We start from the raw sequence: 25,040 nt of genomic DNA on the forward strand, positions 1-25,040 counted from the left end.
CCCTGCCAGCCGCGGCTGGCGTTGGGAATGGAGGCCATTTGCTCGACGGGTCTGGTCCCTTCAGACACTGCAGTCCTCTCCGACGACATGAACCGTGGCACCCCTGATTTCGGCTACCTGTCGTTCGGGGACAGGATCGTGCGCGCGGCAATGATGTTTGCCCTTGATGGGCCGCCGTTCCGACCGGTGCCACAGTCGTTCGGGAGCCCGGCTCGCGGTGGTGATCAGTCGCTGCTGGGGGAAATCGAGCCTAGCAGCGTCGACCCGACCTCACCGCCGATCGTGACCAGCCGGGCCACCCGGTGCTACGACCTCCGAGGCGCCTCGCGGCGCGGCTCCCTCCTCTCCTCACCGCTCCTGCCCGGTGGTCAGACCGAGGACGCGGGCGGCGTTGTGGCGCAGGAATTTGGGCCAGACGTCGTCCTTGAAGCCGACGTGGGGCAGCTCGGCCATGATGCGGTCGAGGGTGAGGCCCATCGGGAAGTAGCCGCCGTAGAGGATCTTGTCGGCGCCGCGGGTGTTGGCGTAGTCGATGATGTTCGCCGGGTAGTAGCGCGGGGCGAACGCACTCGTGGAGTAGTACAGGTTCGGCCATTTGAGCATGAGCTTCACGGCGAGATCGGTCCACGGCTCGGCGCCGTGGCGCATCACGAAGACGAGGTCGGGGAAGTCGTACATGACCTGGTCGATGAGCTCGACGCGCTGCGCCATGGACGGCACGCGGGGCCCGGCGATGCCGACGGTGACGAAGATGGGGATGCCGAGCTCGACGCACTTGGCGTAGATCGGGTACATCTGGGGCGCGTCGATGGGGACCTGGGGCTGGCCGCCGTGCGGGAAGACGGCCGCCGCCCGGACGCCCCATGTCTCGTGCGCGCGGACGAGCTCGCGGATGCCGGCCATCCCCTTGTTCGGGTCGCAGGTCCACGATCCGGTGAAGCGGCCGGGATGGTCGGTCAGCGCCCGGCCGGCGACCTGTTCGTTCGCGCTCACGCTTACCAGCGCGATCTCGATGCCGTGCCGGTCCATCTCACCGAGCACGAGGTCGACCGGGTCGACGTCGTCGGGGACGTGGCTGGCGGGGATGTCGTGGAACATGTACTGCGCCGGCATCGCGAACTCCTCGCGTGACTGCCGGTCGCGCAGCACCGCGCGGATCTGCTGGTAGAGCGCGGCGGGATCCTGCGGGAACCCGACCATCGTGTCGATCACCGCGACGTCGAACGGCCGGGGCCGCGCGGCGGACGGGTCCGACGGGAGGGTTGGGGCCACCTCGGCACCTTTCGTGACAGCTGCTGTCGGGACGGGCGCGGCCAGGACGGCCGCCCTGGGCCGGGAGCCGGCGCCGGCCGGACGTCGCCGCGCCTGGGAGCGCCCGGCGGCCGTCGCCGGTGGACGGCTACGACCATAGCCATGATCATCAGTAATGTCGACATCGATATTGACAAATCGACCAACGGGGCGGTCTCATGGCAGGCGTGGGACAGGACGCGTGGATCTTCGACTTCGACAGTCACTACTACGAGGCGCGGGATGCGTTCACCCGGCACCAGGACCGCTCGCTGGGCAGTCGTGGGGTGCGGTGGGCGGAGATCGACGGGCGTACCCGGCTGATCGTCGGGGGCAGGGTCAACAACTACATCGCGAATCCCACGTTCGATCCGGTGGCCCGGCCTGGGGCGCTGTACTCGTGGTACCGCGGGAACCCCGAGCGTAAGAGCATTCGGGAGGCGTTCGGGGCGCTGGAGCCGATCCGGGCGGAGTACCGGGACCGGGACGCCCGGGTCCGGGCCCTGGACAGGCAGCGCGTCACGGGCAGCCTGCTGTTCCCGACGCTCGGGGTCGGCCTGGAGGAGGCCCTCAAGGACGACCCGGACGCGGCGGCGAAGGTCTTTCACGGTTTCAACCGGTGGCTGGCGGAGGACTGGGGCTTCCGGTATCAGGACCGGCTGTACGCGGTTCCGTACGTGCCGTTGCTGGATCCGGTGGGCGCTGTGACGGAGCTGCGCGCGGTGCTGGACGCCGGGGCGGTGGCGGTGAACGTCCGCAACGCGCCGGTGCCGGTGCCGGGTGGTTTCCGGTCGCCGTTCGACCCGGTGTACGACGGGTTCTGGGGGCTCGCCGCGGAGGCGGGTGTGGTGGTCGCGACCCATGCCGGTGTCGACGGCTACGACGCGCTGGTGCAGATGTGGGAGCCGGGCCGGGAGGAGCAGTCGGTCCTGCGCTCGCCGCTGCGCGGGGTGCTGACGAAGGGCCGCGCGGTCGGCGACTTCTACGGCGCCGCGCTCTGCCATCTGATCTTCGAGCGTTTCCCCGGGCTGCGGATGGCGAGTGTCGAGAACGGGGCGAGCTGGATCCCGGACCTGTTGCACCGGCTCGACGACGTGGCCGGCCGCAATCCCGGCTACTTCAAGGAGCATCCCCGCGACGTGTTCGGGGAGCACGTCTGGGTCACCCCGTTCTGGGAGGACCAGGTCGACGCCCTGCTCGCCGACGTGCGGGTCGACCGGCTGCTGCTCGGTTCCGACTGGCCGCACGCGGAGGGCGTCGCCGAGCCCGTCGACTTCGTCACCGAGTCGCTCTCCAGCCTGCCCGCAGGCGACGTCCGGAAGATCTCCCACGACAACGCGCTGGAGGTCCTGGCCCTCTCGGCGGCCTGACCACGTTGTCTGATTGGCGTTGCCTGGCCGCCTGGCCGCCTGGCCGCGGGAAACCGGCCGCGGGTTGTCGCCCCCCGCGGCCGGTTCGCCTCGCGGCTGCCGGTTGCTACTGGTCGAGCCGGTGACCGCACCAGCGGTCGCGGCCCGTGGGGTCGCGGACGATGTCGTAGCCGGTGCCGGCGGGATTGACGCGCATGAAGGTGTAGCAGGTGGCGAGCTGGCCCCAGTCCTTGGTCATGTCGACGGGGCCGGGCAGCAGGCCGCCGGCGTCGTAGGTGCTGGCGCGCAGGGTGTCGATGAACTGGGCGCGGGTCGGGCAGGGGCCGGCCTTGTCCAGGCCGTAGAGGAACAGGTCGGTGAGGATGTAGGTGACGAGAGCGAGCTCCTGGTCGGGCGGCTGGAGCTCGGGGGCGTAGCTGCTCACCGCCTTCAGATAGTTCTGGTGGGCTGGTCCGCCGATCTCGAAGGGGATGTAGTTGACGGCGGCGGTCAGTCCGCTGAGCGTCTGGCCGTATGTCTTGAGCAGCGACTTGTCGTAGCCGCTGGGCGCGAGCACGACCTTCATCGGCGCGCCCGCCTCCTGGAGGCCGCGGACGACCTCGGCCAGGTCGGTGCCGGCGAAGGCCGCGGTCACGACGTCGGCGCCGGCCTGCTTCAGCTGCTGGCCGAGCTGGACCGGGTTGGTGCCGTCCGGGCTGTAGACGAACCGGCCGGGCACGGTCGGGATCCCGGCCGCGGCCAGGCTGGCGCCGATCTTCGCCCCGATGTCGTTGCCGGACGGGGTGAGGTCGTTCTGGATGATGGCGGCCCTGGTGCCGCCCTGGGCCTTCGCGAAGTCGCCGAAGGTCGAGACCGGCGGGCCGTCGCTGTACAGGTACGCGTAGGCGAACATGTTCCGGTAGGCGTGGTCCGCCCAGAAGGCCTCGGCCGGAATGCCCGTGACCGGGACGCCGTGCTCACGCAGGTAGCCGGCACCCTGGGCGGCGGCGATGGACGCCTCGACGAGCCCGAAGACCTTCTGGTCCTCGACCAGGCCGCGGACGACCGCGAGGTTCTGGTCGGGCGCGCTGGCGTCGTCGCGCCAGGTGTAGGCCAGCTTGCGGCCGTGGATCCCGCCGGCCGCGTTCGCCTCCTCGAGCCGCGCGACGAACCCGCCCCTGGCGGCGGTCAGCGAGGTCGAGCCCGCGCCGCTGCCGGGATAGACGAAGCCCAGCTGGATCTGGTCGTCGCTGAATCCGGGTGTGGTGCAGCCGGTGGCCGGGCCGGGGCCGCTACCCGCGTCGGCCCCGCCGGAGGCGGTGCAGCCCGCGGCCAGCACCGCGACCAGGGCGGTGATTAGCGCCGTCGGCCTCGACCCGCCACTTCGAGGCCCGAGCCGAACAAGGCGCGCGGAAAACCGAGTTCTGTGCACTGACAAGCCAGCTCCCTACCCTGCTGTCGACATTGACGTCGACCTCGATGTCCGCGAACCTTAGCGAGCTGGTGGTGGCATGGTTACGACGGGGTGGGCTACAGGAGATACGGGAGGCGACCATGACAGTGCTCGAGACCGATGCCCGGCCGGCCTTGCTCGCCGACGGGTTCGTGTTCACCGAAGGCCCCCGCTGGCATGACGGCAGGCTCTGGTTCTCCGACATGCACGGCGAGGCGGTCTACACGTCGACGCTGGCCGGCGAGGTAATCCCCGTGCTCCGTACACCGGGAAGGAAACCGTCGGGCCTTGGTTTCCTCCCGGACGGCTCGGCGCTGGTCGTGTCCATGGCCGAGCGGGAGCTGCTCCGGCTCGCCTCGGACGGGTCGTTTTCCGTGCACGCCCGGCTCGGCGATCTCGTCGACGACGAGCTGAACGACCTGGTCGTCGCCGCCGACGGCACGGCCTTCGTCGGCACCTACTCGCTCGAACCGGACACCGGCGCCCTGCTGCGGGTCACGCCCGACGGCCAGGTCTCGGTCGCCGCGGCGAGGATGAGCTTCCCCAACGGCACGGTGATCTCGCCCGACGGCCGGACCCTGACGGTCGCCGAGTCCAAGCGACGTCAGCTCACGGCGTTCGACCTCGACGCCGGCATGAACCTGAGTGGGCGCCGCGTCGTCGCCACCACGCCCGACGCCGCCCCCGACGGGATCGCCCTGGACGCGCTGGGCGGTATCTGGGCCGGGTTCCCCCTCGCGCACGAGTTCCGCCGGATACTGCCCGGAGGTGAGATCACGGACCGTATCCACCTCGGGGAGCGGATGGCGATCGCGTGCACACTGGGCGGTCCGGACCGCCGCACGCTGTTCCTCCTCTCGGCCCGCGACTGGAACTCCGCGGCTCTCGGCGGCGCCAGGACGTCCGTCATCGAGACGGTGCGGGTCCGCGTTCCGGGTGACGGCCTGCCCTGAGCGCGGCCGGTCTCGCGGCAGCACTCGGGCGCAAGGAACGGCTGACCCAGGCCCGCGGGATCACCCCGCGTCGCTCCCGGTGGCGGGGGAGATGGCGCGGGTGGTGTCGTACAACCGCTGGTGGGCGGCGCGGACCCGGTCGGGATCGACCTTGAGGACGGCGCGGTCGTAGGTCAGCAGGCCGTTGTACTCGCCCTCGACGTCCGTCGCCTGCGTGTAGATCGCGATGCTGAGGCCCTGGTCCCGGACGAGGGCGCACAGCTCGTCGACCATTCCCAGGTAACGGTCGGTCAGCCGGTMGCGCGAGGCGGCCCATTCGTAGCTGAACCCGTCGGCCGCGTGCCAGGTGTGACCGGTCACCGCCAGGCCGATGCCGCCGAACTCGCCGAGCGCGCGGCAGCGACCGGCCGAGGCCGCGACGGCGGCCGGGCCGGGGTAGGCGTGCAGGTCGGCGACGTCGCCGGCTCCCGCGTCGACCCAGTGGTTTCCCGGGTCCGCGCTGCCGCTGTTCTCACTGATCAGGCGGGTCGCGTCGAGGTCCCGAACCGTCTGGGCGATGCGCTGGACGTCGTACTGCCCCCAGCCCTCGTTGAACGGCACCCACCCGATGACGGACGGGAAGCCACGGCACTGCTCGACGAGTGCCCGCAGCTCGGCCTCGAACTGCCCACGGGCGGCCTCGTCCGGCTCCCGGTCGTGCGGCATGGACGGCATGTCCTGCCAGACGAGCATGCCGAGCCGATCCGCCCAGTGGTACCAGCGCGCTGGTTCGACCTTCGCGTGCTTGCGGATGCAGGTGAAGCCGAGCTCCTTCGCCACCTCGATGTCGCGCCGCAGGGCGTCGTCCGTCGGCGCGGTGTACACCCCGTCCGGCCAGTAGCCCTGGTCCAGCGGCCCGAAATGGAGGACGAACCGGCCGTTGAGCAGCGGCCGGGGCTCGCCGGACACCTCCGTCACCTCGATCGACCGCATCCCGACGTAGCTGTCCACCCTGTCGGGCCCCGGGGACCGGTCGTCGGCAAGCGTCACGGTCACCCCGTAGAGAAAGGGGTCCTCGGGCGACCAGGCCCGGACGTCCGGGATCGCCACCGTGAACGGCCGGCCGCTGACCCCCGTCCCGGCGGCCACCGTCGCGGCTTCGGCCGCCAGCCCGGCGCGCACCTCCACCCGGACGGGCACCGCGACGTCCGGGGCTGCGACGTCGGGGGCTGCGACGTCGGGGGCCGAGCTTCGGGCCTGGTCCGGGCCCATGTCCGGCGCCGGCCGTGGGTCGGCATCGACCGCGTTCACGACGACGTGAACGGCGCCCGCGGCCAGATCCGGGGTGAGCGTGAGCCGGGAGACGTAGCGGGGCGGCGTCCGGTCTAGCCAGACCGTCTGCCAGATTCCCGAGACCGAGGTGTAGAAGATCCCGCCAGGGTGCCGGCGCTGCTTGCCCAGCGGTTGCCCGCCCCGATCAGTCGGGTCGAGGACGTGGACGAGCACCTCTTCCTCGCGCCCGGTCAGGTGGGGCGTGATGTCGAAGCTGAAAGCGTCGTAGCCGCCCCGGTGCGCGCCCACCGCGACGCCGTTGACCCACACCCGGCATTCCCAGTCGACGGCGCCGAAGTTGAGGTGAACCCGGTCGGCCGCCCAGTCGGGCGGCACCTGGAAGGTGCGGCGGTACCACATCCGCTCGTGGGGCTCCCCGATGCCGGACAGCGCGGACTCGACCGGGAACGGGACCAGGATGCGGCGAGGCAGCCGCCGGCCCACGGGTGGTTCGCCGTGACCGCCGCGACCATCGAGGTCAGCGAGGTCATCGAGATCGCCGAGGCCCGCTGGGCCTGCCGGCCCTCGTTCCCCCCGGAACTCCCAGTGGCCGTTCAGCGATAGCCAGGACGACCGCGCGAGCTGCGGGCGCGGGTACTCCGGCAGCGGACTGCTCGTGGTGGCCGCGCGCGACCAGGCGGTCCTCAGCCTTCTTCCGAGCACCCTCCGAATGCTAGAAGATTTCGCCCGCTCGCCCGGCGTCTATGGACAGAGCGAAAAGGGGCACGACCCGAGCTGGTGGGCCCGGTACGGTCCGGGTATCGGGGCCGGCTGCAGGGGAGGCAGAAGATGGTCGTGCGGGTCGCCGTCCTGACGTTCGACGGGTTCAACGAGCTGGACAGCTTCGTCGCCGCCGCGATCATCAACCGATGCCGTCCGGACGGGCTCACGGCGTACATCACCACCCCGACGCCGGTCGTCACCTCGATGAACGGCGTCGAGGTGACCGGCCAGCGCCCGCTCGACTTCGCCGCGGAGGCCGACGTGGTGCTGGTCGGAAGCGGAATCAGGACGCGGGACGTGATCCAGGACGACCACCTGCTCGGATCGTTCTCGCTGGACGCGACCCGGCAGCTGATCGGTTCGCAGTGCTCCGGTGCCCTGGTTCTGGCCCGGCTGGGCCTCCTGGCGTCGATTCCGACGTGCACGGACGTCACCAGCCGCCCGTGGGTGGAGGCGTGCGGCGTCCAGGTGGTGGACGCGCCGTTCCGCGCGGTCGGGAACATCGCCACGGCGGGCGGCTGTCTCGCGTCGCAGTACCTCGCCGCCTGGGTGATCAGCAGAACGCTCGGTGAGGCGGCCGCCCGCGCCGCGATCGACTACGTGGCCCCGGCGGGGGAGAAGCGGGAAACCGTCGACCGGGTCTTCTCCGTCCTGCGCGCGGGCGACAAGGAACCCGCGGCTCGACCGTGAGCCAAGGCTGCTATCGCTACCGCTACCGCGGTGGCGGCTGTGGCGGCCATCACGTGTTGATCCGGAGCAAACCGGGGCAGAGCCGAGGGAGTCGTTCAAAGCGGCAGGCCACGCCATGCCGTGCCGGCGGAAACCAACCTCGGGAGCCGTGCCCGTGAGCAGTCCCTCCGCGATGTCCCTGCCCGCCCTCGACTCGACGCCCGCGGTGCTCGTCATCCTCGCCGTGGCCGGCACCGCAGGCTTCCTGCTGGCGTTCGTCCTCGACTGGCTCGTCCGGCGCGCCGGACGGCACTACGAGATCGCCGCGGACATGTCCCGGCGCGGCCGGCGGCCCCTGCGGATCACCGCGGTCCTGCTCGGCCTGCTCGTCGCGGCGAACGCGGCGCCGCGCGAGGACTGGACCCTGGCGCTCATCCGGATCCTCGGGCTCGCGCTCATCGGGGGGTTCGCCTGGCTGACCACGGTCGCCGCGTTCGTGCTCGAGGATCTCGCGCTCGCCCGCTACCGGACCGACGTCGCCGACAACCGGCACGCCCGCCGGGTCCGCACCCAGGTCACGCTGGTGCGCAGGATCACCACCGCCGTCATCACGGTCATCGCGGTCGCGGCGATGCTGATGACCTTCCCGAGCGTCCGGGTCGCCGGCGCGAGCATCTTCGCGTCCGCCGGCGTCGTCGGCATCGTCGCGGGCCTGGCCGCGCAGACCTCGCTGGCCAACATGTTCGCCGGCCTGCAACTGGCGTTCACCGACGCGATCCGGGTCGACGACGTCGTCGTCGTCGAGGACGAGTGGGGACGCATCGAGGAGATCACCCTCACCTACGTCGTCGTGCACATCTGGGACGACCGTCGGATGATCCTGCCGTCGACCTACTTCACGACGACACCGTTCCAGAACTGGACGAGGCGGGAGTCCGCCGTCCTCGGCGCCGTCGAGCTCGACCTCGACTGGAGCGTGCCCACGGAGGACCTGCGCGCGCAGCTGCACGAGGTCCTGGCTGGTACGGAGCTGTGGGACGGCCGGGTCGCCGTCCTGCAGGTGACCGACGCGGTCGCCGGATACGTGCGGGTCCGCGTCCTGGTCAGCGGGAAGGACGGGCCGACGGTCTTCGACCTGCGCTGCCTGGTGCGCGAGGCGATGGTGCGGTGGCTGCGCGAGAACAGCCCGGCGTCGCTGCCGCGGACCCGGATCGAGCCGCCCTACCCGGACCTCGTCAAGAGCCCGGGACGGCCGGGCTCACCCGCCGCCACCGGGACGGCKAACGGGCATCGGACCGGCGAGCGCGTGGCCGTCGGCGTGGCCGCGGGCCGCGGGCCGGACGGCGAGCGCGGCGCCGCGACGGGGCCGCCCCGCGCGGGCGCGCCCGACGGCGGCGACGCGCGGCTGTTCGGCGGCAACCTGGAGGCGGAACGGCGGTCTCGGACCTTTAGCGAGACCGCCGAGACGGATCCGTGATACGTCCTACAGGTGACGGGCGGAGCATCCAGACCGATCACCGTCGCGTTGGTCGACGACTATGACGTGGTGCTGGCCGGCGTAGCCCGCATCCTGGCGCCCTATCTGGATCGCGTCCTCGTCGTCGAGATCGACACGAACCGCCCGGTCGCCCAGGACGTCGACATCGTGCTGTACGACTCCTTCGCCCAGCCGGAGGCCGGCGGCGAGGAGATCGCGGACATCCTCGCGAACCGGCACACGGGCCGGCTCGTCATCTACACCTGGAACTTCCACACGAGCCTGGTCGAGGGTGCCCTCGCCCGGGGCGCGAGTGGCTACCTGTCGAAGACGCTCACCGGCCGCGAGCTCGTCTCCGCGCTCGAGGCCGTGCACGCGGGCGACATCGTCGTGAGCCCGTCGCCGCGCTCCCGCGCCACCACCGGCCAGGACTGGCCGGGCCGGAACGAGGGCCTCACCGAACGGGAGGCTGAGGTCCTCGCACTGATCACCCAGGGGCGCAACAACCTCGAGGTCGCGAAGATCACCTGCCTGAGCCCGAACACGGTGAAGTCCTACATCCGCGCGCTCTACCGCAAGATCGGTGTGGCCAGCCGCTCCCAGGCCGTGCTGTGGGGCGTCAACCACGGATTCGCCCCGGACCACCACCGCATCCAGTCCTGGCGTGCCATCCCCTGAGCCCGCGAGGCGTGCCGGAACGGCGGCCCGCGAGGCGCGCCGGGCTCAGGCGTTCGCGGGCTCGGCGTAGGTGTTGGTCAGGACGTACTTCTCCATGAACTGGCGCTGCCAGTCGTAGGCGGTGACCGGCTCGAACCGGGGGCCGTCCGCGCCGACCATCGTCGGCACCGGGGCGACGACCGTGTCGACACTCGGCAGGAAGAACATGGCGATCGACTGCCGCTGGTTGGCCGGGGTCGGGCCGGCGACGACGCGGTGGACGGTGGCCGGGTAGCGCCCGTTGGTCCACCGGCTGAGCAGGTGGCCGATGTTGATGACGAAGGCGTCCTCGCGCAGCGGCACGGTGATCCATCCGCCGTCGAGGCCGCGGATCTGCAGGCCCTCGTAGTCGCCCCGCTGGTGCAGCACCGTCAGCCCGCCGGAGTCGGCGTGCGGTGTGAGCAGGACGTCCTCGTGGTCGGCGCGGGTGGGCTGGGGCGGGTAGAGGTTGGCGGAGAACAGCGTGACGTCCTTGGCGAACGGCGCGGCGAAATGGTCCGCGGGCAGGTCCAGGGCCTGGGCGAACAGCGACATGAGGGTACGCGCCAGTTCGCGGGTGGCCTCGGCGTACCGCCGCCAGGTGGCCCGGAAGCCGGGCATCGCCTCGGGCCAGACGTTGGGCACGAAGTAGTCGGGGTGCCCGCCGACGGCGCCGTCGGCCTCGGCGGCGGCCAGGTCGTCGTAGGTGATGAACTGCAGCGCCCGGTTGAGGACGCGGCCCTGGCCGTCGATCTCCTCGAAGAGGCCGCGCTGGCTGGCCCGCGGCCGGACCAGGGCGCGCCGCTCGTCGTCCGGCAGCGCCGCGATCTGGTCCATCGTGGCGTACGCGGCCTCGACGAGGGCAGCCGGGACGCCGTGCCCGACGACCTGCAGGAAGCCGACCTCGGCGAGGGCCCGGCGCAGCTCGGCCACGACCGGGGCCGTGTCGGCGCCGGCGAGCACCTGGCCCAGGTCGATCACGGGGATCTGGATCTGGATCTGGTTCATGTTTACTGCCTTTCGGGTGTCGGCCGGCGGCGCCACCGGCGTCAGGCCGCGCCGCCGTTCGGGGTGATCGTCTCAGCGGTGACGTGGTCGGCGTCCGGGGACAGCAGGTAGGCGACGGTGGCGGCGACGTCCTCGTCCCGGGGCAGGCCGAGCAGGAAGATGCCGGCGAGCGTCTCGCGGGTGGCGTCGTCGGCCGGTCCGCCGTTCATGTCGGTGAAGTGGATCCCCGGGGCGACGAGGTTCACCGTCATGCGCGGGGCGAGCTCCGCCGCGAGCGCCTGGGTGAAGCCGACCAGCCCGGCCTTCGCGGTGACGTAGTGCACGGCGCCGATCTTGGCGCGGCCGGTGGCGGTGACGATCCCGCTGCCGATGTTGACGACCTTGGCGGCGATCCGCCGGCCGGGCAGTGGCGCCAGCGTCGACGTGCCGGCGCGCAGGCACTCGCGGGTGACGAGGAACGCCGAGCGCAGGTGAGAGGTCATCATCTCGTCCCAGCTGGCGACGTCCATCTCCTCGACCGAGGAGCGGCTCATGATCCCGGAGTTGTTGACCAGCAGCCGGACCGGGCCCGCCTCGGCGACGATCCGCGCGACCATGTCCCGCACGGCCTCCTCGTCGGTCGTGTCGGCGCCGATCGCCAGGGCGCTGCCGCCGGCGGCGCGGATCCCGGCGGCCACCTCGTCCGCGAGGTCCTGGCGGGCGCGGTAGTTCACGACGACGGTCGCCCCGTCGGCGGCGAGCCGGCGGGCGATCGTGGCGCCAAGCCCCCGGCTGGAACCGGTGACCAGGGCGACGTGGCCGGAGAGGACAGGCACAGCAGGCTCCTCAGCGATCTGGGGACCGGTACCGGTACCGGGCTCGGCCCCGGCCCGGGGCCAGAGGGCGCGTGAGCGGAGATCATTTCGCGAGTCCTCTGGCCCGCTAGGCGAGTGCGGCGCGCACGGCGGCGGGCCGCGCCAGCCCGTAGTGGCCGCGCAGCGTCGTGGCGGTGTACTCGGTGCGGAAGATGCCGCGTCGCTGCAGCTCGGGCACGACCAGCTCGACGAAGTCGGCGAGGCTCTCGGGCAGCAGCAGCGGCATGAGGTTGAACCCGTCGGCGCCACCGCTCTCGAACCAGGCCTGCATCTCGTCGGCGATGTCGCCCGGGGTGCCGACGACGAGATGGTGGCCGCGGGAGGCGGCGAAGCGGGCGGCGAGCTGGCGGATGGTCAGGTCCTCGCGGCGGGCCATCGTGACGATCATGTCGAACCGGCTCTGCCCGCCCTCGGTGCCTGCGCCGACGTCCGGCAGCGGGCCGTCGACCGGGTGGCCGGTCAGGTCGAAGTCGAGCAGGACCGACAGCTGCCCGATGCCCTGCAGGAACGCGTTGAGGTGCATCATCCGGCCGGTCACCGCGCCCGACCCGGGAGCGGGCAACCGGAGGCCGGGGAACGTGTCAGGCGTGCGGGTTGTGGCCGGCCTGCACCACCAGTGCCCGGGCGGTGCGGCCAGCGCAGGCGCGCCAGCGGTGCCTTACCCCGCCGGAGAAGTAGAGGACGTCGCCGACGCCGAGCAGGTGCGTGCCCTCCGCGTCGAGGTCCACCTCGAGCTGGCCCGAGAGGAGGTAGATCATCTCGGCGGTCTCGTGCTCGAAGTACTCCTCGTAGCGGCCGGAGGTGACCGTGAACTCCACCGGGTACATTCCGCGGGTCCCCGACACCAGTGGCCGGGTGACCCCCAGGGCGTGCCGATGGACCTGCCCCTCCCCGCTGCGGCGCAGCGACACCCGTGGCGCCGTCGAGTCCTCCCCGGCGGCGGCGAGYAGGCCGGGCGCGGTGCTGCCGAGCGCCCGGGCGATCCGGTGCAGCGACTCCATGCTCGCCCTGGTCAGCCCGCGCTCGAGCTGGCTGAGGAACGGGTTCGACAGCTTGGAGAGGTCGGCGAGCTGGACCAGGGTGAGCCCCTGCTCGCGCCGCAGCTTCCGGATCACCGCCCCCAGCCGGATGCCGATGTCTCCGAAGGCATCCGCGGGGCCCGGCTGGACGGACTGGGGCTTCTGCACGGCGACTCACGTTATCTCCCGCGGGTACCCGGCGCTCATGCCCTGGCACCGCCCGTGGCGCCCACCAACGTGCCCGGGACCGCGGCACGCGCCGGCTCGGACGCGGCGGTCGCGGCGGGCTGGCCGTTGAAGCGGAGCATCACCGCCTTCTCCAGCAGCCCGATGCCGATGTAGAGGACGGCGGACAGGCAGGTCACGACCACGACCTCCGACCACAGCGTCAGGTAGTCGGACTGGACGAGCGCCTGCACCRTGCCGTAGCCGAGGCCCTGGCCGGTGGCGAGCCATTCGGCGAGCAGCGCGCCGGTGATGGCGAGTGGGGCCGCGGTGCGCAGCGAGACGAACAACGCCGGCAGCGCGGTCGGCGCCTGCACCTTGCGCAGGGTCTGCCAGCGGGACGCCCCGAGGGCGCGCATCATGGCGGTCGCGTCCCGGGAGGAGGTGGCCAGCGCGTCGCCGACGTTGACCAGCGTCGGGAAGAAGGTGACGGTCCCGGCGATCACCGTGACGCCCAGCAGCCCGCGGCCGAAGATGAGGACGATGACCGGCGTCATCGCGACCAGCGGGATGGAGCGCATCGCCAGGGCGACGCCGATCAGTGACCGTTCGACGACCGGCCAGAGGTAGAAGGCGACGGCGACGACGACCGCCACCCCAGCGCCGCCCGCCAGGCCGATGAGCGCGTCCTTGGCCGTGGTCCCGGCCTGGCCGAGGATGTCGCCGATCGGCGCGTCCTTGCCGGTGAGGTACTCCCAGACCTGCGGCGGGGTCTTGCCGATGAACGACGAGACGCCGAAGGCGACGAGGAACAGYCACCAGATCGCCAGCACCGCGACGAACGAGGCGACGGTGGTGCCCACCGAGCCCACCGCCCGGGCGGCCAGGCCGCGGTGGCGCCCGGAGGTGGAGGCGGTGGAGGCCTGCACGTCGCGCACGTTCAGCTCGCCCGCCCAGGGCAGCAGCCGGCGGCCGGCGAACCCGATCAGCCAGTAGAGGACGCCGGCGACGACGGTGGCGGTGACGGCGGTCGCCCAGGTCCGCTCCACGTTGAAGCCCTGCTGAGAGTTGATCATCAGGACGCCGAGGCCGTCGTCGGCACCGATGTACTCGCCGATGATCGCGCCGAGCAGCGCCGCCGGGGCGGCGATCTGCAGGCCGAGGAACAGGCTCGGCAGGCCGGCGCGCAGCCGGACCTTGCGCAGGGTGGCGACCCGGCCGCCGCCGGAGGCGGAGACGACCGCGAGCCAGGTCCTGTCGACGCCGCGCAGGCCGGTGGCGAGGTTGATCAGGGTGGTGAAGAAGACCGCCATGCCGGCGAGCACGATCCGGGACGTGCCCGACGAGAACACGATCGCGAACACCGGGCCGATCGCCACGATCGGCAGGCAGTAGGACACCACGCCGATCTGCAGCAGAACCCGTTCGACGGGGGGAACGACCAGGGCCAGCATGGCGGCGGCGACGGCGAGCAGGTTGCCCCACAGCCAGCCCTGGGCGGCCGCGCCCAGCGTCGCCCTGGCCGAGTTCGCGTAGAGGCTCAGCCCGTCGGAGCCGAACTGCCGGGCGACCTGCCACGGTCCCGGCAGGCCACTGTCGCGTCCGACCAGCACGCTGCCGAGGAGCTGCCAGACGGCCAGCACGACGACCGTGCCGGCCAGGCCACTGGCCGTCCGCCCCCATCGCCGGGTCACCGCTCGCTCATCTCCGTGAGGACGTCGTCGGTCGACAGGTCCGCGGGCGGAGCCTGCGGCTTTGTCTCGGTCGCCGGCGCGGCGGCCGGCTCGTCGGGTTCCGCGGGCGCGCCCATCGCCTCGCGGACGTACTGGCTCCACGGGGATCCGGCCGGGTCGAGCTGGTTCTCGAGCCGGTAGCCGCCGGCCGCCCACCAGAACCGCTGGTCGCGGCCCATCCGCACGCCGCGGCGGGTGTGGTGGTCGACGTGCATGTCCTTGACCTCGACCCGCCGCTCGCCGCGCTCGGTGACGGTCTTCGCCCAGAAGGCCAGCTCCATGGTGGTGCGGTCCTTCTTCGCGGCGGCCAGCAGGCGGACGGCGTGGACGGAGTACATGAACCGCTCGATGTCGACGGTCTGCCGGATCCGCTGGTCGTTCATCGCGGCCAGCAGCATCGGCGCCTCGGGCAGGCCCATGCCGACGTCCTCGACGGCGATGATCTCGAGCCGCCGCCACAGCAGCTCCTCGGTCTGCGGACCGGTCTCGAACAGCTCCCAGGCGGCGAGCACCGCCTCCTCGACCAGGCCGCGGCGGATCGACTTCTGCAGGACGGACCGGATCTCGTCGACGCGGAAGCCGTTCACCGTGACCGCGCGGCTCCAGATGTCCTCGTGCTGGTCCGGGCTGGGCATGGTCAGCTCACCGTCGCCTTGCCGCCGTAGACCTCTTCGAGGACGGAGGTGTCGAACAGGTCCGGCTTCGCGGTGATGCCCGCTGCGGCCAGCGACGTGATGGTGCCCGCGATCAGCTCCTCGCTCATGGTGCTCAGGCCGTGCGCCTTGGTGTCGTCGGTAACCATGATCGCGTTGGTGGACGCGGCGCACTCCTTCTGCTCCGCGAGCTCCAGGCCGTTGCCCTTGCCGTAGGTGTTCACGGTCAGGTCGGCGACGAGCTGCGGGTCGGCGACGGCGTCCTGCCAGCCCTTGAGGTCGGCCTTTAGGAAGCGCACGATCTGGTCGCGCTTGGTCTTGTCGGTCAGCGAGTCGGCGCGGGCCGTGTAGGTCGCGGTCATCACCTCGTAGCCGAAGTCGGCCAGCAGCATGACGACCGGCTCGGTGCCCTGCTCCTTCATCCGGATCACGTCGTCGTTGACGTAGGCCCAGAAGCCGTCGACATCGCCGGAGACCACCGGGGTGATGTCGAACTGGACGGGGACCTTGGTGAGCGTCGACGCGTCGACTCCCGCCAGCTTGAGGAACGCGGCCCAGGCGACCTCGTTGGAGGCCTGGATGCCGATCTTCTTGCCGGCCAGGTCCGCGGGTGTACGGATCGGCTTCTCCGGCCGGGACATGATGCAGAACGGGCTCTTCTGGTAGTTCGCCCCGATGATCTTCAGGTCGGCGCCCTTGGCGACGGCGTTGGCGGTGAAGTCGGGCGAGCTCTGTCCGAGGAGCGCCTTGCCGGACTGGATGATCGGGTCGACGGCGGTGTTCGGGCCGCCCGCGAGCAGGTCGACCGCCAGGTTCTGCGCCTTGAAGTAGCCCTTGCTGTCCGCGATGTACTCGCCGCCGAACTGGAAGTTCTTGATCCAGCTGAACTGGTAGCTGATCTTCGTGAGACCGCTCGAGGTGGTCGACGACGAGTCGTCGCCGCAGGCGGCCAGCAGTGGCCCGACGGCGGCGACACCGGCGGCGCCGAGCCCGGCGCGAAGGAACGAACGGCGGTCCATGATGGCTTGCTCCCTGGAGGTCGAGGAGGAGGCCGGCCGGCCTCGTTCTTCGTGCCACGTTCTTCGTGCCACGAAATTCTTCGTGACATGAAGATTCCAGGACCTGGTTGMGCCGCGATTTCTCGACAGTTGCACCCCCGTACCGACCGCGACCGTGTCCGAGCACACATCGACCGTCGGTAAAGGCCCAGGTCGGGACGGTCGCGGTGCTTCGGACGGCCCGGACGGCCCGGTGCTCGGAGGGTCGCGGCGTTCTGGACGGCCTCGGCGCTCAGCCGGGGCGCGGCACCCGCCAGGGTCAGCGGGCCTGCCCCTGCGCGTCCAGGTGGTCCCGCCAGGAGCGGCGCGGGTCCCAGTCGAACAGCTCCCGTGCCCGGGCGATCGAGTAGCCGGACGCGTCCGGCCGCTCCAGCTCGCGGACCTGGACCGTCGGGTAGTGCCGCGCGACCGCCGCCCGCAGGTCCCGGCCGCCGATGTTGTCCGGCTGGGCGGCCAGTACCACCCGGTGGCCGGCCGAGTCCGCCTCGGCGGCGAGCACGACCAGCTCCGCCAGGTCGTCGAGATCGACGTAGGACCAGAACACCGGGCTCGGCAGGTCCGGGTCCCGCACGAACGGGCCGAGGTTGCGCTCGTAGTTGCCCGCCGACTGCACCCACGCCGGCCGGATCGACACCGCCGTCACCGCGGACCGCGCGACGAGCGCGTCGCACAGCTGCTCGGCGAAGTACTTGGCCTGCGCGTAGGGGTCGAGCGGCAGGTTCGGGTGCTCCTCGTCGATGGGGCAGTAGTCCGGGATCCGTGGCACCGGCGCGAAGGTGAACCCGGGGACGCTGTCGCTGGAGATGTTCACCAGCCGGGCCGCGCCGCCGTGGGCGCACGCCTCGACCATGTGGAAGGCGGACGTGACGTTGTTCGCGAACACCGTGTGCGCCGGGTTCTGGCGCGGCTCGGGGATGGCCGCCGCGTGCACCACCACGTCGAAGCCGCGCACCACGGCGAACGCGTCGCCCGCGTCGGTCAGGTCGGCCTGGATGTAGGGGAGCTCGCCGGGCAGGGCGCTGTCGTAGACGGGCGCGCCGCGGTCGGTGCCGACGACGTCGTGGCCGGCGGCGACCAGGGCCGCCGCTGACGCGCCGCCGACCTTGCCCCGCACACCGGTGACGAGGACCCTCACGCGGCACCCCCGGACAGTCCCAGGGGCGAAGGCCGCCGGGCGTGCGAAGATAGATCATTTTCGCGCGCCCTTTGGCCCCCGACCAGCGAGGCCAGCGCCAGGTCGACGTCGTAGCGGATGCCGAGGCCAGGGCGGTCGGGGATCGCGACCTGCCCATCGACGATCAGGTCCAGGCCCGCCTCGAAGTCCGGCGAGAACGCGGCGAGCACGGGCGCCAGGTGGAACGGGAACTCGAGGATGTCCGCGGTCGGCGCCGCCCCTGCCAGCTGCAGGCAGGCGGCGAAGCCGATCGGGCCGTTGTGGTAATGCAACGCCACCCGTGCGCCGTAGTGCGGCCCCACCCGCGCGATCCGGTAGGCGTCCGCGAACCCGCAGATCGCCGGGTCGGGCTGGATCACCGATGCCTCGCCGGAGGTCAGCACGTCTAGGGCGTCGTCCAGGCTGTACAGGTGCTCGCCGTAGGCGATCGGCACCGGCGACCGGCGGGCCACCCGCTGGATCGCGCCGTGGCGGCGCTGCGGCAGCGGCTCCTCGAGCCAGCGCACCCCGACCGCGGCGAGCGCGTCCGCGACGTAGGCCGACGTCGGGCCGTCCAGCCAGCCACTCGTGTCCACGAGCAGCTCATAGTCGTCGCCGAGCCGGTCACGCAGCTGCGCCATGACGGCCACCGCCCGGCGCGGGTCCGGCCCGATGCGCATCTTCACCGAGCGCACGCCGCGCTCGACCAGCGGCGCGAGCCGCTCCAGGTGGTAGTCGACGTCGTGCGCGTCGAGGAACGGGCTGCTGCCCGCGTAGACCGGGATCCGGTCGCGCACCMGGCCGAACATGGCGGACAGCGACCGGCCGGTCCGCTGCCCGACGAGATCCCACAGCGCCATCTCCACCGCGCTGCGCGCCTGCGCCGCCGACCACGTCTCGCCCAGCTCGCGGCGCACCCCGGTGCGCAGCCCGTCGATCAGCGCGTCGATTCCGTCGACCTCCCGGCCGAGCAGGCGCGGCGCGAACGCGTCCTCGACGACGGCGGCCAGCACCCGCGGGTACGAGACGCCGAAGCAGTCACAGGCCTCCCCGTAGCCCACCAGCCCCTCGTCGGTCTCGACCCGGACCACGAAGAAGCTCATCTGGGTGAGCGCCGCGGGGTAGGTGAGCGGCAGCGGGACGATACGGGTGATCTTCACAGGCGTGGGTCTCTTCCATGCTCAGGTCCAGGTCGGCGCCGGCAGGCCACCGGCGCGGGGCCGGCGTGTCACTGGCGCGGGGCCGGCGTGCCACCGGCGCGGGACGAGGCCGCGCGGCGGCCGGCCGCGCCCGTGCGCGGGACTCCCCATCCGCAAGCTTCCAGCCGGCCGTGTCCTCGCTGTTTCCGCGTCGTTGCGGCCGCGCGCCCCGCCCCGGCCCGGCGCAGGTCACAGCCCCGCTGGTCCACGATCGGTCAGCGGGGAGGCACCCGGCGGCGCGGCGCCCTCGCCGCGCGGGCACGAGCTCAGGAGCCGGAGCCGCGGATGGCGAGCAGGCAGAGGTCGTCCTCGCGGGTCGCGGGGCCGGCGACGTCGGCGAGCAGCAGGTCGCAGAGCGCGTCCAGGCCGAGGGTGTGGGCGTTGCCCGGAGTGTCGGCCTTTTCGGGGGTGCCGGCGTTTTCGGGGGTGCCGGCGTTCAGCCCCTGCGCCGCGGTCGCGGCGAGGGTCGCCAGCCGGTCGGTCAGGGAGGTGCCCCGGCGCTCCACCAGCCCGTCGCTGTAGAGCAGCAGGTCGCTCGCGGGTGGCAGGGTCATGGTCCCCTGGCCGTAGTCGTAGCCAGGCTCGACGCCGAGCATGGGGCCGTGCACGTCGTCGAGGAAGGTGGCGTCGGTGCTCGTGAGCAGCAGCGGCGGCGGATGGCCGGCGCACGACCAGGTGAGCCGGCCGGTGTCCGGCTCGACCGTCGCGACGATCGCGGTGGCGAGGGTGTCGTCCTGCCCGGCGAGCAGGTGGGCGGACAGCCGGGTGGTGATGGCGGCCGGGACGCGCCCCTCGATCGCGTACGCGTGAGCGGCGTGCCGCAGCTCGGCCATGGCCGAGACGGCGGGCAGCCCGTGGCCGCCGACGTCGCCGACCACCAGGGTGACGGAGCCGTCCGGGCGGACGGCCGCGTCGTACCAGTCGCCGCCGACCTCCACGTCGCGGCCGGCCGGCAGATACCGGGCGACGAGCTCCATGCCGGGCAGCTCGGGCAGCGTCCGCGGGAGGATCGCGCGTTGCAGCGTCTCCACGACCGATCGCTGCCGTTCGTGCAGCCTGGCCCGTTCGATCGCCTGGGCGTAGACGCCGGCGAGCGTGCGCAGGTACGCGCGTTCCTCCTCGTCGAAGGACCGCGGCCCGGACCAGGCGAGGGACAGGACCCCGATGATGCGGCCGGACACGGTGAGCGGCAGCGTCGCCGACGCGTCGATGCCGATCGCGGTGAAGACGGCGCGGCGGTCCGGATAGTCGTTGAGGTAGCCCACCCGCGTCGGGTCGAAGCGCGGCTGCCCGCTGCGCACGACCTCACCGGTGGCGGCCGGGCCGGGGTTGCGGGGGCGTACCCAGATGTCGGTGAACTCCGGCGTGGTCAGCGTGGGCCAGGCCAGGACCCGGCAGGGGGAGTCGTCCTCGCCGAACAGGACGAAGCCGGCGAAGGTCACGGCGGCGTCCGCGGCGGCGGTCCGGAAGGCCACATCGGCCACGTCGTCGACGGTCAGGACCGTGCCCAGGGCGCTGGTGGTCGCCAGCAGGCGGCGCGACCGCACCAGCGCCTGCGACAGCGACGAGATCAGCCCGTCGGCGGTGGGTGGCCTGGCTCGCCTCAGGTTCCCCATGAGCCGCCCTCCTCGGCACGAGGTCGGCACGGTCGCGGACAACGAACCGCCCGGGAGGTGCCGGACAAGGCTCATCGTAACAGCATGTTACTTGTTGTCGCTCACTGTCGATCGTGACGGGCTCGTCCGGCCTCCCTCGCCGTGGTGGTGATCACCTCACGATCAGATCGTCGTAGTTCGGCCTGCGCAGGCGGTGCCACATCTCGTTGCCGGGGAACGGGCAGTTCGTGACCGAGCGGCCGTGGTCGTTGCGGTAGTAGCTGTTCGCGCGCGGGTCCTTGTAGATCTTGAACCTCTCGCGCTCGTCGAGCTGGTCGTTGTACCGCCAGTACGCCTCCTCGGTCACCTCGACGGTGCGCTTACCGGTGAGGAGGAGCTCCTTGAGGCAGTCGAGCAGGAGCCGGGTCGCCATCTCCTGGTGGTTCACGACGCCCAGGCCGCCGTACGGGTTCATGTTCGGCCCGTAGATGAGGAAGAGGTTCGGGAATCCCGGCAGCATCGTGCCGAGGTAGGCCCGCGGGCCGTCCTTCGACCACAGGTCGTGCACCGACTGCCCGGCGCGGCCGAGAACCTCCATGGGCCACAGGCATTCGTTCGCCCGGAACCCGGTCGCGTAGACGATGACGTCGACCTCGTGGTCGGCACCGTCGACGGTCCTGATGCCGGTCGGCGTGATGCGCTCGATGCCCTCGGTGACGAGGGTGACGTCGTCACGCATGATCGCGTCATACATGTTGTAGCTGTTGTCGACCTGCACCGGCCGCGCCGAGAATGGCGGGTGCGGCGGGATCATCTTCTCGACCAGGTCGGGCCGGCTCGCCAGCTTGTTCCTGATGAAGGCGACGCGCTCGTCGCGGATCTGCTTGTTGACCGCGCTGCGGGCGAACGGGTCCTCGAACTCGGGGTCGATCTCGCGCAGCGGCCCCGACAGGTACGGGCCGAGCAGCCAGTTGGTCCGAAACCGCATGAAGTGCGCGTGGTACGGAAGGTTCCGGTCCAGCCAGTGCACCTGCTCGGGGAACGGCGACAGGTATCCGTCGTGACCGAACAGCCACTGCGGCGTGCGCTGGAAGACCGTCACGTGGCCGGCGAGCTTCGCCAGCTCGGGCACCAGTTGCACCCCTGAGCAGCCGGTGCCGATCACGGCGACGCGCCTGCCGCTCACGTCGAGACCGCCGGGCCACCGCGCGGTGTGGAACGACGGGCCCGCGAACTCGTCCATGCCCGTGATCCGCGGCAGGCTCGGGCGCGAGAGCAGCCCGACGGCGCTGATGACCGCGTTGGCCCGCAGCACCTGCCGGCCCTGCGGTCCCTTCGCCTCGACCTCCCAGGTCGCCGTGTCCTCGTGCCAGGTCACCGTCGTGACCTCGGTGTCGAACTGGATGTGCTCGCGCACGCCGAACCGGTCGGCGAACCAGTCGAAGTAGCGCTGGTTCTCGGCCTGCGAGCACCACGGCGACGGGGTGTCGAACTCGACGCCGAGGATGTGCGTGTACGCCCGGCTCGGCGAGTCGACCCGCGCGCCGGGGTAGCGGTTCTCGAACCAGGTCCCGCCGACGCCGGAGTTCTTCTCCAGCACCGTGAAGCTGATCCCGGCGTGCAGGAGCTGGGCCGCCGCGTTCAGGCCGCCCATGCCGCTGCCGATGACGATGACGGAGAACTCCTCGAGCACGTCCGGCGCCGGCGGCTCCTCCCAGTTGAGCCCGCGAGCCCACGGGTCGAGCGAAAGCTCCTCGACCCAGAGCTCCACGTCCTCCTCGGGGAGCGCCTCCACGCCACCGGCGAGCGCCAGGCTGTGCGGCAGCCGCTCGAGCGGGCCGGGGCCGATCGGTCCGGCGCCGGAGTCGCGGTGGGCCTTGAGGAAGGTGGCGGCCCGCGCGCGCAGCAGCGCGATGTCGGCCGGGTCCGTCAGACCGAAGGAGAGATTCCCGCCGACGTAGCCCGGCACCGCTTCGATCTTCGTGGCGGCGACGCTCTCGTCCCCGGTCAGCTGGTAAAGCAGACCCCGAAGCGCCATCGGGTCCGCGTAGTTCACCGCGTCGTCGATCTGCTCGTCGGTGGCTTCGACCAACTCGGGACGGTCGGATAACTCGGGACGGTCGGATAACTCGGGACGGCTGGACCCCTGCTCCGCGACCATGTTCCGCACCTTCGCTCTCGCCTGACGAATGTTGGCTGGCCCGTTGGCTGGTCGAGAAATCGTCAGCCGGTCGAGAAACCGTCAGCTGGCCGGCGGCGGTTCCGCCTGCATATGGCCGGCCATCATCAGCGGTGTCACGGCCATCACCCCGCCGTCCACCGGCAGGACCACGCCGGTGATCCACCGGGCCTCGTCGCTGGCCAGGAACGTGGCCGCCCACCCGACGTCCCAGCCGTCGCCGTTCGTGCCCAGCAGGTTCGAAGCGGCGGCCAGCCGTTGCCGGTACTCGGTCTGCGGGGTGACCCCGTTGACGGAGTACAGCAGCGGGGTCGTGATGTGGCCGGGGGCCAGGGCGTTGACCCGGATCCCCTGCCGGCCGTGCGAGTACGCCATGTCGACGGTCAGCGCGTTCACGCCGCCTTTGGCCGCCGCGTACCCGGCGTAGTTCCCGCCGCGGGAGCCCGTGATCGACCCGATGTTGACGATCGCCCCGGCGCCCTTCGCCGCCATGACGGGCACCGCGCTCTTGCTGGCGAGGAACATCGTCTTCAGGCTGAGGCCGAGTATCCGGTCCCAGTCGGCCTCGCTGGTGTCGACGACGTTTCCCGCGATGGCGACCCCGATGTTGTTGATCAGGATGTCCACCGTGCCGAAGGCGTCGAGCGCGGCACCGACCATGGCGTCGCAGTCGGCGGCCCTCGTCATGTCGCCGGCGAAGACGGCGGCGGTGYCGCCCTCGTTTTCGATGATCTCCCGGGTCTCCTGCGCGCGCTCTCCCCTGATGTCGGCGAGCAGCACCCGGGCGCCCTCGCGCGCCAGCACGATCGCGCAGGCCCGGCCGGTGGCCATCCCGGGCCCGGGTGTCGAACCGGCCCCGGTCACGATCGCGACCTTGCCCTCGACCCGCCCTCGACGCTGCGCCATCACACTCCCTGAACCCTCGCTGACCGGGGAGAACGGTAGCCGACGCCGCCGCGGCAGACAAGTGAGCATTCACTACCCTAGATCCTCGGGCGGCTGTCGATGCCTCCCGCCGATCGGCCGCGGCCCAGCAGGCAATAGGGCATGGCCGGTTCTCTCACCCATGGAGGGTTGGTCCTCGCCGCCCATCGCGTCGACCGGCCCGCTTCGGGTAGGAGCTCGGGATCCTGACCCGAGAGGCGGGAGAGGGGCAAATGGCTAGCAACTACATTGCTTACGACTATCCGGTGCTCGGCGCATTCTGGACCCTGCTCTTGATCTTCGTCTGGGTCGCGTGGCTGGTGCTCGTCTGTCGTGTTTTCATCGACATATTCCGCGACAAGGAGGCGAGTGGGTGGGCCAAGGCGGGCTGGCTTGCGCTCGTGCTCGTCCTCCCGTTCATTGGCGTCCTGGCCTATCTGATCGTGAAGGGCCAGGACATGACCAAGCGCGAGGTAAGGAGCGCGCGGGACCAGCAGCAGCTGCTCAATGCCTATATCCGCGATGTGGCTGCCAGCCCGAGCAAGGGTGTGGACGACCTCACCAGGCTCGCCGAGCTCAGGGCGAACGGCACCATCTCCGAAGACGAGTTCCGGCGGGCCAAGGACAGGATCCTCAGCTGAAGCGGAAACCGCCGGCGGCTTACCGGAGTCCCTCGCCGGAGTCCGGAGATCTTCCACCCGGACAAGAGCGGGCGACCGTCTTCGCGCCGACTGCCGACGCCGGCAATGACGGCGGCGCCGGAATCGGTTGAGCCTGAAACCATGGGCGCGGGCTCAGGCCGGGGACGAGCCGTCGGCTCCTCCCCGGCCCGGGCGGACGCCCATCTACGACGTGTCGCTGTCGGGGACCGCGACGACGTCCAGTGGGAAGTGGCCGCGGCGAAACGGCGGACCACATAGCGCATGCCGGCCCAGTTCACAGGCCGGCTGGCCTCTGAACCACCCCCGCGCCCGCCAGACCGTGATGGGTGTGCTTGATCGCCAGATCTGTATGGCAATCCGAACCAACGAGGGCTCGCGGTTCGGATTCGGCTACAGATCTGGCGATCTTCAGGGGTGGCGGGGTGGGCGGACTACGCCCGACGCGGCAGCGGCGGCGCTGGGGGTTGCACCGGCAGCGTGCCCAACGGATCACCGAGCCTGCGTGCCAGACCTGTCACCGTCCACGGCTCGACCGCCAGCCGGAGAGCCCGCCGCGCCTCGCCGCCCCCGGGCCTCGCTGCGCGGGACCAACTCCCTCACCTGTTTCCTCCCTCGCCGGCCCTGACCGCAACCGCGATGTTCACCACGGTGGACCTACCCCGGTCGGCGCGTCGCGTCGCGTCGCGGCGCGGCGGTCGCTGATCGCCGTTCCTGCCCTCCGATGGCTGTATGCGGGCCCGGATCACGGCCACCGGAGGGCACAAACAGTGATCAAGTCTCTGTCGACGGCGGCTTGATCACAAGATCCGCACAGATCCGTCCGTCGCCACAGCGAAACGACGAACCGCAAACCAGTCGGCGATGTGGATCTCGCCGGCGCCGGGCCACCTAGCGACCGCACGGACGCCAGGCAGGCA

The 25,040-nt window shown here is 71.5% G+C and carries 21 protein-coding genes; 6 read left to right on the forward strand and 15 right to left on the reverse strand.

Annotation, left to right across the window (positions count from 1 at the left end):
* Positions 1–348: 348 nt before the first annotated feature.
* Positions 349–1,200 carry an amidohydrolase family protein gene (locus tag BCD49_RS30075; protein WP_051467344.1) on the reverse strand — a complete coding sequence of 284 codons (852 nt, stop codon included), beginning with the start codon at positions 1,198–1,200 and terminating at the stop codon, positions 349–351.
* 269 nt (positions 1,201–1,469) lie between these two features.
* Between BCD49_RS30075 and BCD49_RS30080 the strand changes: the two genes are divergently transcribed.
* Positions 1,470–2,660, forward strand: a complete 1,191-nt coding sequence (locus BCD49_RS30080; RefSeq protein ID WP_007508029.1) for an amidohydrolase family protein — start codon at positions 1,470–1,472, stop codon at positions 2,658–2,660.
* Positions 2,661–2,766: 106 nt separating this feature from the next.
* Here BCD49_RS30080 and BCD49_RS30085 read toward each other — a convergent pair whose 3' ends face one another.
* On the reverse strand, positions 2,767–3,978 hold the full coding sequence (locus BCD49_RS30085) for an ABC transporter substrate-binding protein (RefSeq protein ID WP_007508030.1): 1,212 nt from the start codon (positions 3,976–3,978) through the stop codon (positions 2,767–2,769).
* A gap of 215 nt (positions 3,979–4,193) precedes the next feature.
* Between BCD49_RS30085 and BCD49_RS30090 the strand changes: the two genes are divergently transcribed.
* Entirely contained in the window at positions 4,194–5,045 is an 852-nt protein-coding gene (locus BCD49_RS30090) for an SMP-30/gluconolactonase/LRE family protein (protein ID WP_007508032.1), read from the forward strand.
* A gap of 60 nt (positions 5,046–5,105) precedes the next feature.
* On the opposite strand, the gene BCD49_RS30095 is transcribed toward BCD49_RS30090, so the two are convergent.
* The gene (locus tag BCD49_RS30095; protein ID WP_083401779.1) at positions 5,106–6,800 is read right to left on the reverse strand and encodes a glycoside hydrolase family 2 protein; all 1,695 of its coding nucleotides are present in this window, start codon (positions 6,798–6,800) and stop codon (positions 5,106–5,108) included.
* 345 nt (positions 6,801–7,145) lie between these two features.
* Here BCD49_RS30095 and BCD49_RS30100 point away from each other — a divergent pair, with 345 nt between their 5' ends.
* The 3 genes from BCD49_RS30100 to BCD49_RS30110 all read left to right on the forward strand — a co-directional run bounded on the left by BCD49_RS30100 (position 7,146) and on the right by BCD49_RS30110 (position 9,903).
* On the forward strand, positions 7,146–7,769 hold the full coding sequence (locus BCD49_RS30100) for a DJ-1/PfpI family protein (RefSeq protein ID WP_007508036.1): 624 nt from the start codon (positions 7,146–7,148) through the stop codon (positions 7,767–7,769).
* A 154-nt stretch (positions 7,770–7,923) separates the two neighbouring features.
* Complete coding sequence (locus BCD49_RS30105) at positions 7,924–9,225, forward strand: mechanosensitive ion channel domain-containing protein (protein ID WP_035925459.1); 1,302 nt, start codon at positions 7,924–7,926, stop codon at positions 9,223–9,225.
* A gap of 12 nt (positions 9,226–9,237) precedes the next feature.
* Positions 9,238–9,903, forward strand: coding sequence for a LuxR C-terminal-related transcriptional regulator (locus tag BCD49_RS30110; protein WP_007515755.1), 666 nt, complete (start codon positions 9,238–9,240; stop codon positions 9,901–9,903).
* A gap of 45 nt (positions 9,904–9,948) precedes the next feature.
* On the opposite strand, the gene BCD49_RS30115 is transcribed toward BCD49_RS30110, so the two are convergent.
* The 12 genes from BCD49_RS30115 to BCD49_RS30170 form a co-directional block, all read right to left on the reverse strand.
* Positions 9,949–10,929 carry an isopenicillin N synthase family dioxygenase gene (locus BCD49_RS30115; RefSeq protein WP_007515756.1) on the reverse strand — a complete coding sequence of 327 codons (981 nt, stop codon included), beginning with the start codon at positions 10,927–10,929 and terminating at the stop codon, positions 9,949–9,951.
* Between the two features lie 41 nt (positions 10,930–10,970).
* Positions 10,971–11,744, reverse strand: a complete 774-nt coding sequence (locus tag BCD49_RS30120) for an SDR family NAD(P)-dependent oxidoreductase (RefSeq protein ID WP_007515757.1) — start codon at positions 11,742–11,744, stop codon at positions 10,971–10,973.
* A 106-nt stretch (positions 11,745–11,850) separates the two neighbouring features.
* On the reverse strand, positions 11,851–12,321 hold the full coding sequence (locus BCD49_RS43760; protein ID WP_027141138.1) for a hypothetical protein: 471 nt from the start codon (positions 12,319–12,321) through the stop codon (positions 11,851–11,853).
* A 43-nt stretch (positions 12,322–12,364) separates the two neighbouring features.
* Positions 12,365–12,970: a helix-turn-helix domain-containing protein gene (locus tag BCD49_RS30130; protein ID WP_007515759.1), complete on the reverse strand. Its 606-nt coding sequence runs from the start codon at positions 12,968–12,970 to the stop codon at positions 12,365–12,367.
* A 35-nt stretch (positions 12,971–13,005) separates the two neighbouring features.
* A complete protein-coding gene (locus tag BCD49_RS30135) occupies positions 13,006–14,661 on the reverse strand; it encodes an ABC transporter permease (RefSeq protein WP_071042170.1) in 1,656 nt (551 codons plus the stop codon).
* Positions 14,658–15,335, reverse strand: coding sequence for a hypothetical protein (locus BCD49_RS30140; protein WP_007515762.1), 678 nt, complete (start codon positions 15,333–15,335; stop codon positions 14,658–14,660). The genes BCD49_RS30135 and BCD49_RS30140 overlap by 4 nt, the downstream gene beginning before the upstream one ends.
* Positions 15,336–15,337: 2 nt before the next feature.
* A complete protein-coding gene (locus tag BCD49_RS30145; protein WP_007515763.1) occupies positions 15,338–16,372 on the reverse strand; it encodes an ABC transporter substrate-binding protein in 1,035 nt (344 codons plus the stop codon).
* Between the two features lie 298 nt (positions 16,373–16,670).
* Positions 16,671–17,546 carry an NAD-dependent epimerase/dehydratase family protein gene (locus tag BCD49_RS30150; RefSeq protein ID WP_007515764.1) on the reverse strand — a complete coding sequence of 292 codons (876 nt, stop codon included), beginning with the start codon at positions 17,544–17,546 and terminating at the stop codon, positions 16,671–16,673.
* A complete protein-coding gene (locus BCD49_RS30155; RefSeq protein ID WP_071042171.1) occupies positions 17,543–18,724 on the reverse strand; it encodes a mandelate racemase/muconate lactonizing enzyme family protein in 1,182 nt (393 codons plus the stop codon). Before BCD49_RS30155 ends, BCD49_RS30150 begins: the two co-directional genes overlap by 4 nt.
* Positions 18,725–19,029: 305 nt before the next feature.
* Entirely contained in the window at positions 19,030–20,379 is a 1,350-nt protein-coding gene (locus BCD49_RS30160) for a PP2C family protein-serine/threonine phosphatase (protein WP_007515766.1), read from the reverse strand.
* 151 nt (positions 20,380–20,530) lie between these two features.
* Positions 20,531–22,519: a flavin-containing monooxygenase gene (locus BCD49_RS30165; RefSeq protein ID WP_007515767.1), complete on the reverse strand. Its 1,989-nt coding sequence runs from the start codon at positions 22,517–22,519 to the stop codon at positions 20,531–20,533.
* 81 nt (positions 22,520–22,600) lie between these two features.
* Positions 22,601–23,443: an SDR family NAD(P)-dependent oxidoreductase gene (locus tag BCD49_RS30170; protein WP_071042172.1), complete on the reverse strand. Its 843-nt coding sequence runs from the start codon at positions 23,441–23,443 to the stop codon at positions 22,601–22,603.
* A 251-nt stretch (positions 23,444–23,694) separates the two neighbouring features.
* On the opposite strand from BCD49_RS30170, the gene BCD49_RS30175 reads away from it, so the two are divergent.
* Positions 23,695–24,102: an SHOCT domain-containing protein gene (locus BCD49_RS30175; protein ID WP_007515769.1), complete on the forward strand. Its 408-nt coding sequence runs from the start codon at positions 23,695–23,697 to the stop codon at positions 24,100–24,102.
* Positions 24,103–25,040 lie beyond the last annotated feature (938 nt).

The sequence above is a fragment of the Pseudofrankia sp. EUN1h genome (assembly GCF_001854645.1).
In the GTDB taxonomy this organism is placed as follows: domain Bacteria; phylum Actinomycetota; class Actinomycetes; order Frankiales; family Frankiaceae; genus Pseudofrankia; species Pseudofrankia saprophytica.

Coding starts and splice junctions, on each gene's coding strand:
- BCD49_RS30080 (WP_007508029.1), top strand. CDS start 1,470: ATGGCAGGCGTGGGACAGGACGCGTGGATCTTCGACTTCGACAGTCAC.
- BCD49_RS30075 (WP_051467344.1), bottom strand. CDS start 1,200: ATGGTCGGGTTCCCGCAGGATCCCGCCGCGCTCTACCAGCAGATCCGC.
- BCD49_RS30160 (WP_007515766.1), bottom strand. CDS start 20,379: ATGGGGAACCTGAGGCGAGCCAGGCCACCCACCGCCGACGGGCTGATC.
- BCD49_RS30115 (WP_007515756.1), bottom strand. CDS start 10,929: ATGAACCAGATCCAGATCCAGATCCCCGTGATCGACCTGGGCCAGGTG.
- BCD49_RS30090 (WP_007508032.1), top strand. CDS start 4,194: ATGACAGTGCTCGAGACCGATGCCCGGCCGGCCTTGCTCGCCGACGGG.
- BCD49_RS30145 (WP_007515763.1), bottom strand. CDS start 16,372: ATGGACCGCCGTTCGTTCCTTCGCGCCGGGCTCGGCGCCGCCGGTGTC.
- BCD49_RS30165 (WP_007515767.1), bottom strand. CDS start 22,519: ATGGTCGCGGAGCAGGGGTCCAGCCGTCCCGAGTTATCCGACCGTCCC.
- BCD49_RS30140 (WP_007515762.1), bottom strand. CDS start 15,335: ATGCCCAGCCCGGACCAGCACGAGGACATCTGGAGCCGCGCGGTCACG.
- BCD49_RS30100 (WP_007508036.1), top strand. CDS start 7,146: ATGGTCGTGCGGGTCGCCGTCCTGACGTTCGACGGGTTCAACGAGCTG.
- BCD49_RS30175 (WP_007515769.1), top strand. CDS start 23,695: ATGGCTAGCAACTACATTGCTTACGACTATCCGGTGCTCGGCGCATTC.